Below are 12,346 nucleotides of genomic sequence, written 5' to 3'. Positions count from 1 at the left end.
ATTCCGACTAACTATGTTTCTGTGTGTTTAAATTCAGCCACAGATTTGTAATTTTTAATTCTCAATTTTTAATTAATTCCCGTGTAATGCATTAAACGACGCTTTTAATTCCGGAACACTAGCATTTAATCTCGTTTCGCTGGTTCCAAAAGTAAGTTCGCTTTTTCCTTCTTTCAATTGTTCAAAAATTGAAACAATGAAATCATTTACGCTTGGATGCATATCGTGTAATCCTGCGCCGCCAAGGTCTGTATTCAATGCCGGCGGAATAATTTCGATGACTTCAATATTTTTTGATTGTAATAAATGGCGAAGTGAAAGTGTAAACGATCTAAAAAACGCCTTTGTAGCAGAATAAACGGGAACTTTTGCAAAAGGAGAAAATGCCAGTCCGGAAGTTACATTCATTACAGTTGTCAGCGATTTTAATTGAATAAACAATGACGTTAAATGCAATGGCGCTTCAATATTGGTTGTAACTTCACTTTTCATACTTTCGTAGAAATCAGAATCAGTAATTGATACCCATTTTTGAATTCCGGCATTATTGATTAATACGTTTAAATCAGGATGATTTTCTTCGATCCATTTAAAAAGAGCAATTCGTTCTTCTTCTAATGATAAGTCGCATACTTTTGTAATAACCGAAGGAAATTTTGCTTTTACTTCATTCAAAACAGATTCACGTCGACCGCAAATAATTACGGTATTGTTTTCCTGAATAAATCGCTCAGTAAGTCCAAGTCCGATACCGCTTGCACCGCCTGTTATTAAAATTTTGTTGTTTGATAAATTCATCTTTTCGATCTTTTAAATTGATAAGACAAAGGTAGGGGTGAGGCAGCATTGGGAAATTGTAAATATCAAACCGATGTTTGCGAAATTCAAATCAGAGGGAAATTAAATTCCAATTTTTTTTGAAATTCCAAATTCCAAATTCTAAAACGTAATGCGAAACTTTGTCAAAGTTTTAAACTTTGACAAAGTTCTATTGAAACCTGAAACCTGAAACCTGAAACCTGAAACCTGAAACCTGAAACCTGAAACCTGAAACCTGAAACCTGAAACCTGAAACAAAACAACCTAACTTCTAAAAGCCAAAGGTGTCAACGACGTTTGTTTTTTAAAGAAATTAGAAAAGTGCGCCAATTCTTCGAAACCTAGAGAAAAAGCGATCTCAGAGATGTTCCAATCCGTTTGCTTTAAAAGAATTTTGGCTTCGTTTGTCAATCGGCTGCTGATTAATTCGGTTGTGGTTTTTCCTGTGTTTTCTTTTAAAACCTTATTTAAATGATTGACATGAACCGATAAACGAGATGCAAAATCTTTTGCGGTTCTTAATTCTAATCTTTGATTTGGAGATTCTATGGGGAATTGTCTTTCCAATAATTCAGCAAATAAAGAAGAAACTCTCGCTGCCGAATTATGTTTGGAATAAAGCGCTGTTATCGGTTGTAATTTTTGTCCGAAATGAATTAACTCTGCTACATAATTTCGGATCAAATCATATTTATAAATGTAATCTGAGTTGATTTCTTTTTGTATTTTATTGAAAATCAAAGCAACTTCTTCGACTTCTTCGTCAGACAATTGAAAAATAGGATAACCGTCTGAAGCAAAAATAGGAAGTTCATCCAGATCGATTCCGCTTTTATTTTTGGATAAAAATTCACTGGTAAAAACACAAAACTGCCCGGATTGATTGGTGTCTTGCGGAACATAATTATACGGAATTTTGGGTGTAGCGAACAGAAGACCTTGTTTTTCGATTTCGATTATTTTATCTGCATATTCAGATCTGTTTTTTCCTCTAATTAAACTTATCTTATAATAAGCTCTTCTGTCATAAGGCATTATTGACTTCCCCTGCATACGTTCTAAGAGTTCTTTAATGTCAAATACATTAAAATGCCCAATTTCTTTTTTGATGTCATTGGGTAATAATGAACTTGGTTCCACAGAAGAACCATCGGTGATGTCCTGATAAAATGAATCGAGTGATTTCATAAGATGAATTGTAAAATTCAAATATACGAAAAATAGATTTTAGTTTCAGGTTCTTTGCTTTGGATGGATTTAACCACAAGGGTTTTACGCAATGTTCGCAAAGCTGCATTATTTAATCTCGCAAAGACGCAAAGTCGCAAAGTTTATTTTCTTTGCGACTTTGCGTCTTTGCGAGAAATTACTAGCGCCCTTTGCGTAAAACCGTTGCGTACCTTGCGGTTAAAAAAGGCTCCCCTGAATTAATTCTGGCTGAGGATTACTGCCAAAAGGAAAAGTTTCTAAGATAAAATATTGTCTTTTAATGGGATCAAATTCTCTTAATATAATCGCATCACATAAAAACTCCATATTAATTGTAGTAAATAAATCACGGGCAATTTGGATGTTTTCAGGCGCTAGATTTCGTCCTATTGAAATATGAGGATCGTCACTTCTGTCTTTACTGGAAATGAGAAGTGCTTCCTGAATTTTTTTCATCATAGGTTTTAAGTCTGCTTTAGAATTTTCACTTGGAGATATAAAGAATGCCCGACTTTCCTCATAAGCGTCAAAATGATCTAAATGAATTTGAACAGGAGTTAAAGCGTCAGCGATTTTAAAAAGTTTTTGTATGTTCTTAGCAAGTTGATTTTCATTTGCTTTAAATCCACCAATTGTAATATGTGCGACAGAATTGCAGCTGCCGTACCATCCAATTCTATTGAATAATTCTAATTTTAGTTTTTTAATTATCTCAATTCCATCTTCTGAAGGATGAAAAACAACTGAATATTTCTTTTCCATTACATCTGCTTTTCTGCAAATTTAAAATTTAAATTTCATTGTCAAATTCACGTAAAAATAATCTTCGTCCAGAATGGATTAAAATCGATCCCTACAAAATAAATCGAACCTCTAGTTCTTTAAGCTGATGTGTTTTATGTTATTATTAAAATTTAAATTGAGCAGTCAAAGCAGCATAAAAATAATCTTTTCCAGTACCAACTTCTTTTAAAAATGACCCTGCATTAAACCAGCCCGTTTCTAAGGTTAAAGATAGAAAATCGTTAGCCGAATATTCTAAATTTGAAATTAACTGCGAACCTATAAAACGTTCTGTTGTATTTTCTCCAGAATATAAAAGCTGCATATTTGGTGCATATAAACCGTCACTTAATGTTTGTCTCCAAAAAATATCATAGTCAAATCCCAGTTCTAGTTTGTCACTTAAACTTAAACTAATGGATGGATGAATATCAATTAAATTAGAAGGACCAATTAAAGCGACTAATCCAAAGTAAGCGCCTCTTGGGTACAAAGGATTAAAGGTTTGTAAATGATTGTCGCCGGAATTTTTGTCGCCTGAAATAATCTCTGTTTTAAGGCCTATTTCTGGTGTAAATTTTATGTTTTCAAAAGTATAACAGGCAAAAGATGAAAGTGTCCAGGCTGAAATTGTTTTTTGATTTAGCGTTCCAAATTGATACAATCCTTCAAAATCATATTTCCAGTTTCCTTTGTTTTTCCAGATTCTGGTTCCAATAGATTGTCTGTTTTCTTCGCCAACTGCGCCATCAAAAACGGCTCTTTTTTTCCATAATCCTAAATAATACAAATCGATATTTTGGATAAGAGGCACTTTGTGTATGACTGTATAATTTCCCCAGAATTTTGCATTTTCATTAAAGTTATCATTGAAAGTGCCAGGGTTATTAGCAATTGGATGTGTATAAAATGCATCGGTCTGCCAATTGTTTTTTTTGTAAAATAATTTTACCGCGTCAAAAGCAAGTCGGCTGTTAGGGCCTTCACGAACCGCGATCAACCGCTGTGAACCATAAGACATTTCCTGTCTTCCGGAACGTAACGTTAATCGTCCGTTTTCGGTATTAATAAAATCAATATCCAGAAAAGCCTGATGAAAATCTAATTCATTTTGATCAACGGGACTTGGATCTGTTTTACTGTTTGCCAGACTGCTTTGCAATTCGACAAAAGTCCTGAAAATTCCCAAATGAACATCAGCATGCAGAAGATAACGAGAAAGTAAGTAACCATCGCCTTCATCAGAATCATCTCCCCATTTATCATTTACAGTGTAGGTGTATTGAAATCTCGCTTCGCCGCCAATTGAGGCATAATAGTTACTGTTTTGACTCAGCGGAATGTATTTTATTTTTTCGTACCAATTTCTCGTAGAATCTTTCAAATACGTTACATTATCGTCATATCGAAGCTTTTGAAAAACTGGTCTTTGCTGTGCATTTGCAGAAAAAAAGATTCCCAAAAGCACCAATAATCGGATTGTATTTTTCATTTTTAGTTTTTTTGATAACCTCCAAAATAATTAACCGGGCTCCAATCCGGAATCGCTTTTGGTTTTTCGTTTGCAAAGGTTCTAAAGTCATTATCGGCATAGATAACCTTCCCGTTTACGACTGTCAGTTTTGATTCGATGTTTAAGATTTTTTCTTCGGCTGTATTGAAATAGTCTTCAGAAAGAATCGCAAAATCAGCTAATTTATCTTTTGCCAGCATTCCTCGGTCTTTTTCAATATTGATTAACTGTGCGCTTCCGTATGTGAATAATTTTAAAGCAGTCGTTCTGTCTACGATATTTTCGTCATTCATATATTTTAAACCGCCTAAAGTTTTTCCGGTTGTCAGCCAGTATAAACCTACCCACGGATTGTAACTTGCTACACGGGTTCCGTCAGTTCCCATTCCAACTTTAATGCCTAGTTCTAAAATTTTCTTAAGAGGAACTGTATTTGCCGCAGCGGTTTTTCCGTATCTTTTAATGAAGCTTTCTCCCTGATACGCCATTCTGTGCTGAATCGCCAATCCGCCGTTTAAGGCTTTGATTCTTTTTAAATTTTCTACAGAAACTGTTTCTCCGTGATCGAAAAACCATAAAAGTCCGTTTAATGGAGTTTCTTTGTTGATTTCTTCAATAACATTTAAAAATCTTGTAATGCTTTCATTATAAGTAGCATGAATTCTAAAAGGCCATCTGTTTTTAACTAATAAAGATAAAACTTCTTTTAATTGCCCTTCCATTGCCGGGCTTAATTCCGGTCTTGGTTTGTCGAAGTTTTCAAAATCGCCGGCACTCATAACCAGATTTTCTCCTGCGCCCTGAACATGATATTCCACTTTATCAGCATGGTGATCGTCGTCACAGCCTTCGCCAATTTCAACCGTCTGCATCCATTTGGTATAATCGTTTAGTTCTGTTCCTGCTTTTTGTGCAAACAAATAATAAGGCATTCTAATGGTTAAATCGCTGTCTTTGCACAAACCGTTTGTTACGCCATAATCGTCAGGAAAGTTTTGAAATCCGCCTCCTGCATCCATAATCGCTGTTACACCAAGACGGTTCATTTCGGTCATAAATTGTTTGGTCGAATTGAATTTTTCTTCCTCAGATAATTCAGGAAGTTTAGCAAGAGTCGAGTATAAAATAAAAGCATTTGGTTCTGCAACTAACAATCCGGTTGGATTTCCGTTAGGATCTTTTTCAATTAATCCCGCATTTGGATTTGGCGTATTGGCATCAATTTTTAAAGTTTCTAAACCCGCCTTATTTAAGTAAGCGTGACCGTACAAGTGAAGAATAAAAGCAGGAACATCGCCGGTTGCCTCGTTGATTTCTGCTAAAGTAGGAAGTCTTTTTTCTTCAAACTGATAAGCGTTCCATCCGCCTACAACACGAACCCATTGTCCTTTTGGAGTTCTCTGCGCTTGCTCTTTCAGCATTGCCAAAGCTCTTTTTAGACTACGAACACCATCCCATCGTAATTCGGTATTATAGAATCTTCCGCCGCGGATAATGTGCATATGAGAATCGAATATTCCGGGAATAATTACTTTTCCTTTGGCATCGATAACAGTTGTGTTTTTGTCTTTTAATTTTAGAATTTCGCTGTTTTTTCCAGTTTTAAGGATTTTTCCATCCGAAACGGCCATTGCTTCTACAATCGTGTTGTTATCGTCTAAAGTATGAATTACAGCATGATGAACGATAAGGGTGGCTCTTTTGCCTTGAGCGAAAACAGGCAGGGAAATGATGAAAAGAAAAGCTAGTATTTTGAAAGAGAGTTTCATGGTTGTGGTATTTTTAGTTGGTTTTGAATGGATTTAATTAAAAATCAGGAATTAAAAATCAGGAATTAAAAATCAAAAATATTTGAGAATTGCAGTAGAACTCCCCATAAGTATATGTAATCGATGTCGAGTTTCATGTGTGATTTCTCCTTCGTCGAAAAGACAAAACAATCGTAGATTTTTAATTTTTAATTCCCAATTTTTAATTGAAAATTAATTAATGTTTCAACATTTCGTGAGCATATTGAACACCTACGCCATAAGCACCACCGTATTTTTTAACTAAATCTGTTACAGGTACATAAGTTTCCTGACGAGCCCAGTCACGCTGTAATTCCAGTAAATATTGTAATGAAGTTACCGGGTGAGCACCAGCCTGAACCATACGGGTTACGGCCATTTCATGTGCTTCTTTAGAAACATCTCCGCTTGCATCTGTAATTACATACACATCATAACCTTCGTTGATTGCTGATAAAGCTGGCCCAACAATACAAACGCTTGTCCATAAACCTGCAAAAACCAGTTTCTTTTTACCTTTTGCAACTATAGCTTTGTGAGCAGGAATATCTTCCCAGGTATTCATTGATGTACGATCGATGTAATTGGAAGTTGCTTTTGGATAAAATTCTTCGATTTCACGAAAAACGGGTCCGCTAAATGATTTTTCTGCAACTGTTGTTACAATGGTAGGAACTTTGAATATTTTTGAAGCTCCGGCAACCAAAGCGGTGTTATTACGAAGTTGATCAATTGGAATGTTATTTACTGCAAATGCCATTTGGCTTTCGTAATCAATAAGTACTAATGTGTGGTTGAAAGGATCTAATTGTGCCGGACTTGGTTTTTGAGCAAATCCAATAAAAGTTACAAATAATAAAGCTGCGGTAAGGATTAATTTTTTCATGATAATTTATTTTTGTTGTGAATAAAAAGGTTTTTTTAAAATATTTTGTATTTGATTTTCAGTGTTTTGCATTCAGATTAAATGCTTTGTTTGTAATGTTTTGATTTTAAATATTTTTTCAAAAAAGGCAATAAATGTCCTAACGATATATCGCCAATTTGTTTTTGGATATTCGTAAATGAAAAGTTTTAAAGCTTTTTTGGGTTTTTAAAAAGGAAACTTTGGTACCTAAATTTTACCTTTTAGATGTAATCGGTGAAGGATTTCTGATTTTAATAAACCGCTTCCTCCTCCAAAATGTTCAATTACTTCGACTTCAGGTTGTTGTTTTAAACAAAAAGAAGTGAACTTTTTTTCGACATGATCTTCGATTCCGGAACTCAAAAGAACAATGTCGATTTTGTGATTTTGAAAGTATTCCTGAGCTTCATTCTCGTGATGAAAAGCAACTGCATGCCAGTTTTCATCTGCATTTACAAGTCGAAGTAAAATGGCCAGTATCGCTTCGTTTTTTCCAAGTAATAAGAATTCAAGAGTTTTCATAATCGCTTTTTTTAAAGTCTACAACGAACTAAGTTGCTAAGTTTTTTAGTTTTTCAGTTTTAATAGAACTTGTAATTTGTTTTACAAATGTATTTGTTATTTAAATGATCTTCTCTTAATCTAGAACAAGAAATAATTTTCTCGGATTTAATGTTTTCAGGTTAAGACAGTAACTTTTTTCAAGAACTAATGATTTGTTTGACAAATGTATTGGTTAACTCAAAAATCATTGCTTAATCTAGGACAAGAAATAAAACTTTAGTCGAAGTGTCTGTTTCAGGTTTTAGATTCAGTTTTTAAAAGAACTATGCATTTATTTAGCAAATGTACTACGAAGCTAAAAGACCCTGGCTTAATCTAGGACAAGAAATTAATCTTATAGTTTTTTTAGTTGTTAAGTGTTTATTTTTGAATTCGATAAAGGATTTTTATACTGTTATTTTGTAAAAGATTCTTTTTTTTAATTTAAAAAGTGGTGTTATAATAGTAAAAAAAGAGGGTGCTAACTAATAGTAAACCAATTAATTATTCTTGAATGATTATAAATAATAGAAAAAAATATAGTCCAAATGTGGAAACCCGTAATGTTTTATATAAAGTAGCTTGTAGATTTGTGTTATAGAAATTAATACAGAGGTTGTTTTTGCCTTTTTAAACAGCTTTGTTAATTCTCTATAGGTTAACTGTTTTTGGAGAAACATTTTTTTTAGAATGAAAATTTGACTTGTTCATTTCATAGTGAATTCTTAGTATAAGTTTGCAAGACATACGAGAAAGTCTAATTTTTATAGGGTTTTTAGATTTGGTTATTTATTTAACTTAATTTAAAGACCCTTTTTTTTTGGATAAAATCCTGTAGAATATATTAGTATCTAAAAGTTGAAGATGTAGAATATGAATGAAAGTTGAAACTTAGAGAAAGGGAAATTTTTTAATTTTTTCTCTCAGTTATTTTTGATAAAATATAAAAGGCAAAACTTATAAGTTTTGCCTTTTATATTAGTTTAATTTAGTTGCTGTATCCATGATTTTTAAGCCATTCTTCGCAATCTCGTGTCCAATACTTACTAGTGTCTTTTACGCCCAGACCAAAACCATGTCCGCCTTTTTCGTAAATATGTAATTCAGCAGGAACGCCATTATTTTTTAGCGCTAAGTAAAAATTGATACTATTTTCAGGTAAAACAGTCGTGTCGTCTGTTGCATGTACCAAAAAAGTTGGTGGAGTTTGTGCGTTTATCCTTTTTTCGTTCGAAAATGAATCACGCAATTCCTGAGAAGGATTTTCGCCCAATAAACTAATTTGTGATCCTTTGTGTGTAATATCATTTTGCATGGATATTACGGGATAAATTAAAAGAGAAAAATCAGGACGTGCACTTACTTTAAAACTACTTTCATATATTTTATCGTCGTAATGTGTAGCCAGCGTTGAAGCTAGATGCCCTCCTGCAGAAAATCCTAAGATTCCAATTTTGTTTGCGTCAATATTATATTTTGAAGCATTTTGTCTCACGTAACGCACGGCTTCCTGAGCATCTTGCAAAGGACCTATGTTTTTGTTTTTCATTATCTTATCACTTGGTAATCGATACTTTATTACAATAGCAGCAATACCCAGGCTATTAAACCATTCGGCTACTTTGGTTCCTTCTTTATCAATTGCCAGATGTTGATATCCTCCGCCGGGAAAAATAATAACTGCAGCCTGATTGGGTTTGCTCTTTTTAGGTAAAAAGATACTGAGTGTTGGCACGGAAACTAAGCTTGTGCTTAGAACTTTTCCATTTTTGATACTTTCGTTTTCCTTGTAATCCGGTGCTTTAATTTCATCTGGTATTTTATTCCAAAGTGGTATAATTACATTATTTTGAGCCTTTACCTGAAATGAAATGCTAATAAGCAAAACAAGTATAGTTACCTTTTTTTTCAGAAACTGTTTTTTTGATTTTTTCAATTTTATAAGGAATTAGTTAAAATGCGCTTTTTTTAGCAAAGATTCAAAAATAGCTATTTTTCAACTATTTCTATGTTTGAAAAAATGTTAAAAAGAACTTTTTATTACGACATAAGGTATAGACGTGATAATTGATTTTTAAGTATCCATTTTTGGTACAATTTTACCCCCTCAAAAGGACAAATTTCATATGTCTGCTTTTAACATATATATTGTTTAATGTGTAATTTTGAATAGATTTTTTTGTTCTATATGTTTATTTATTTAGTTAAAATAATTTTTTATATAATATATTTGGAATATAAAGATTAAAAACTATATTTGTGCAATCGATTACATTATTTTGTTTTGTCAAATTTTAGCAAATTAATTTTTATTGTCTTTTAAGATTATGGGTAAATTAATATTGCAAAAAAAAATATCAATTTTATAATTCAATTTTACTATGAACCAACCACCAGACACAGTTATTACCAATCAGTCCAAAAAATCTACAGGAACATATCGCTGGAGTATTTGCGCTTTACTGTTTTTTGCTACGACAATTAACTATTTAGACAGACAAGTACTTTCATTGACTTGGAGCGATTTTATCGCGCCGGAATTTCACTGGACCAATAACGATTATGGGAATATAACGGCATTGTTCTCAATTTTTTATGCTGTTTCTCTATTATTTGCAGGCCGATTTGTAGATTGGCTGGATACTAAAAAAGGATTTCTGTGGGCTATCGGGATATGGTCCTTAGGAGCTTGTTTACATGCTTTTTGCGGTATTGCTACAGCAGGAATAATTACAGGAAATTGGTTTGTAGGATTTGAAGGAGCAAAAGACGCAATAGGCCTGGTACAGGACACAGGATTAGTAATTAATGTAAGTGTTACATTATTCATATTTGCCCGTTTTGTTCTGGCGGTAGGTGAGGCAGGAAATTTTCCGGCCGCTATTAAAACTACAGCGGAATATTTTCCTAAAAAAGACAGAGCATTTTCTACCAGTATTTTTAATGCAGGAGCGACGGTTGGAGCGTTAGCAGCTCCGATATCAATTCCTTTTATTGCAAAATCTTTCGGCTGGGAAATGGCTTTTATTATCATTGGAGCTTTAGGTTTTGTATGGATGGGATTTTGGGTTTTCATGTATGATAAGCCAGAGAGACATCCAAAAGTAAGTGCTGCAGAATTAGAGTATATTCAGCAAGATGATGTTGCTGATAGTAAATTAGTTGGTTATGTTCCGGAAACTACTACTAAAGTTTCTTTTGTAGAATGTTTTAAATACAAACAAACCTGGGCTTTTGCATTTGGTAAATTTATGACCGATGGGGTTTGGTGGTTCTTTTTGTTCTGGACACCAGCTTATTTAAGTTCTGTTTATGGAATGGATTCTACTCAGGCTGCCTTACCATTATTTGTGTTATATATGATTACCCTGCTTTCTATTGTTGGAGGATGGTTACCAACTTATTTTGTAGAGAAAAAAGGTATGAACCCATATGAAGGAAGAATGAGAGCGATGTTAATTTTTGCATTTTTCCCTTTATTGGCCTTAATTGCACAACCGCTTGGATATATAAGTTACTGGATTCCTATAATTATTATAGGTATTGCAGGCGCAGCTCACCAATCATGGTCAGCAAATATTTTTACAACTGTTGGAGATATGTTTCCTAAAAAAGCAATAGCCACTATTACAGGAATTGGAGGATTAGCAGGAGGTGTTGGTTCTACTATCATCAATAAAGGTTCAGGATTATTGTTTGATCATGCTAAAGAAACTAATATGTCTTTTATGGGATTTCATGGTATTGAAGCAGGTTATTTCATCATTTTCTCTATTTGTGCGGTATGTTACTTAACAGGTTGGATAGTGATGAAAACGTTAGTCCCTAAGTATAGTCCGATTACGGGTATGTAATATTTGGAAAATTTTAATAGTTGAAAATGTGTTTTTTAAAGATAAAAATCTAATTTTGTGCAATCGATTACATTAAATTAAAAATTATGACAAAATATAGTTCAAGATACGCGTCAAGCCCGGAAGCTGTAAAAAAGTATGACACACAGGAATTAAGAAGTGAATTCTTAATTGATGACTTAATGCAGGAAGATGAGATTGTTTTAACCTATTCTCACTATGATAGATATATTGCTGGTTCTGCAGTTCCGGTAAAAGGTGATTTAGTCTTAGAAAGTATTGATCCGCTAAAAGCATCCTATTTTTTAGAAAGAAGAGAAATCGGAATTATTAATGTTGGAGGGAGCGGTTCCATTATAGTAGAAGGAAAAACGTATGCACTAGGTTTTAAAGATGCTTTGTATATCGGTAGCGGTAATAAAGAAGTGATTTTTAAAAGTGATGACAGTAAAAATCCTGCTAAATATTACATCAATTCGGCACCGGCTCATACTACTTACCCAACAGTAAAGGTAAGTTTGGCAGAAGCAAATAAATTAGAATTAGGTACGATGGAAACGGCAAATCATCGTACAGTAAACCAAATGATTATTGGTAGCGTTGTAACGACATGTCAATTACAAATGGGAATGACGGAATTAAGACCGGGAAGTGTTTGGAATACTATGCCGGCTCACGTACACGATCGTAGAATGGAAGTTTATTTCTATTTGGATATTCCGGAAAATCAGGCAGTTTGTCATTTCATGGGACAACCTCAGGAAACAAGACATATCTGGATGAACAATCATCAGGCGGTAATTTCTCCACCATGGTCAATTCATTCAGGATCTGGAACAAGTAATTATACTTTTATCTGGGGAATGGCAGGAGAGAACTTAGATTACGGAGATATGGATGTTTGTAAAATAACTGAATTAAGATAACT

General features: G+C 33.7%; 10 protein-coding genes. 2 read left to right on the top strand and 8 right to left on the bottom strand.

The genetic code is table 11. The annotated features are described in order from the left end of the window. Positions 1-72: 72 nt before the first annotated feature. The 8 genes from FLP_RS08270 to FLP_RS08235 form a co-directional block, all read right to left on the bottom strand. Positions 73-798, bottom strand: coding sequence for an SDR family oxidoreductase (locus FLP_RS08270; RefSeq protein WP_065449047.1), 726 nt, complete (start codon positions 796-798; stop codon positions 73-75). 285 nt (positions 799-1,083) lie between these two features. Beyond that, positions 1,084-2,007, bottom strand: coding sequence for a helix-turn-helix domain-containing protein (locus FLP_RS08265; RefSeq protein WP_065449046.1), 924 nt, complete (start codon positions 2,005-2,007; stop codon positions 1,084-1,086). A 219-nt stretch (positions 2,008-2,226) separates the two neighbouring features. Next, entirely contained in the window at positions 2,227-2,790 is a 564-nt protein-coding gene (locus FLP_RS08260; RefSeq protein ID WP_065449045.1) for a 2'-5' RNA ligase family protein, read from the bottom strand. Between the two features lie 145 nt (positions 2,791-2,935). After that, positions 2,936-4,303 (bottom strand): alginate export family protein, encoded by a 1,368-nt coding sequence (locus FLP_RS08255; protein WP_065449044.1) that lies wholly within the window; start codon positions 4,301-4,303, stop codon positions 2,936-2,938. A gap of 2 nt (positions 4,304-4,305) precedes the next feature. Beyond that, positions 4,306-6,093 carry an amidohydrolase gene (locus tag FLP_RS08250; protein WP_065449043.1) on the bottom strand — a complete coding sequence of 596 codons (1,788 nt, stop codon included), beginning with the start codon at positions 6,091-6,093 and terminating at the stop codon, positions 4,306-4,308. A gap of 217 nt (positions 6,094-6,310) precedes the next feature. After that, entirely contained in the window at positions 6,311-7,000 is a 690-nt protein-coding gene (locus FLP_RS08245) for a hydrolase (RefSeq protein ID WP_065449042.1), read from the bottom strand. 228 nt (positions 7,001-7,228) lie between these two features. Continuing rightward, a complete protein-coding gene (locus tag FLP_RS08240) occupies positions 7,229-7,543 on the bottom strand; it encodes a hypothetical protein (RefSeq protein WP_065449041.1) in 315 nt (104 codons plus the stop codon). Between the two features lie 1,009 nt (positions 7,544-8,552). After that, on the bottom strand, positions 8,553-9,500 hold the full coding sequence (locus FLP_RS08235) for an alpha/beta hydrolase (protein WP_065449040.1): 948 nt from the start codon (positions 9,498-9,500) through the stop codon (positions 8,553-8,555). Between the two features lie 445 nt (positions 9,501-9,945). Here FLP_RS08235 and FLP_RS08230 point away from each other — a divergent pair, with 445 nt between their 5' ends. Beyond that, positions 9,946-11,418 carry an MFS transporter gene (locus tag FLP_RS08230; protein ID WP_065449039.1) on the top strand — a complete coding sequence of 491 codons (1,473 nt, stop codon included), beginning with the start codon at positions 9,946-9,948 and terminating at the stop codon, positions 11,416-11,418. A gap of 86 nt (positions 11,419-11,504) precedes the next feature. After that, on the top strand, positions 11,505-12,344 hold the full coding sequence (kduI, locus tag FLP_RS08225; protein ID WP_083195828.1) for a 5-dehydro-4-deoxy-D-glucuronate isomerase: 840 nt from the start codon (positions 11,505-11,507) through the stop codon (positions 12,342-12,344). Positions 12,345-12,346 lie beyond the last annotated feature (2 nt).

It is taken from the genome of Flavobacterium piscis (genome assembly GCF_001686925.1).
In the GTDB taxonomy this organism is placed as follows: Bacteria; Bacteroidota; Bacteroidia; order Flavobacteriales; family Flavobacteriaceae; genus Flavobacterium; species Flavobacterium piscis.
Note: the sequence above shows the minus strand (reverse complement) of the source record. Positions and strands in the feature narration are given on the sequence as shown.

Coding starts and splice junctions, on each gene's coding strand:
- FLP_RS08245 (WP_065449042.1), bottom strand. CDS start 7,000: ATGAAAAAATTAATCCTTACCGCAGCTTTATTATTTGTAACTTTTATT.
- kduI (WP_083195828.1), top strand. CDS start 11,505: ATGACAAAATATAGTTCAAGATACGCGTCAAGCCCGGAAGCTGTAAAA.
- FLP_RS08270 (WP_065449047.1), bottom strand. CDS start 798: ATGAATTTATCAAACAACAAAATTTTAATAACAGGCGGTGCAAGCGGT.
- FLP_RS08250 (WP_065449043.1), bottom strand. CDS start 6,093: ATGAAACTCTCTTTCAAAATACTAGCTTTTCTTTTCATCATTTCCCTG.
- FLP_RS08260 (WP_065449045.1), bottom strand. CDS start 2,790: ATGGAAAAGAAATATTCAGTTGTTTTTCATCCTTCAGAAGATGGAATT.
- FLP_RS08265 (WP_065449046.1), bottom strand. CDS start 2,007: ATGAAATCACTCGATTCATTTTATCAGGACATCACCGATGGTTCTTCT.
- FLP_RS08240 (WP_065449041.1), bottom strand. CDS start 7,543: ATGAAAACTCTTGAATTCTTATTACTTGGAAAAAACGAAGCGATACTG.
- FLP_RS08230 (WP_065449039.1), top strand. CDS start 9,946: ATGAACCAACCACCAGACACAGTTATTACCAATCAGTCCAAAAAATCT.
- FLP_RS08255 (WP_065449044.1), bottom strand. CDS start 4,303: ATGAAAAATACAATCCGATTATTGGTGCTTTTGGGAATCTTTTTTTCT.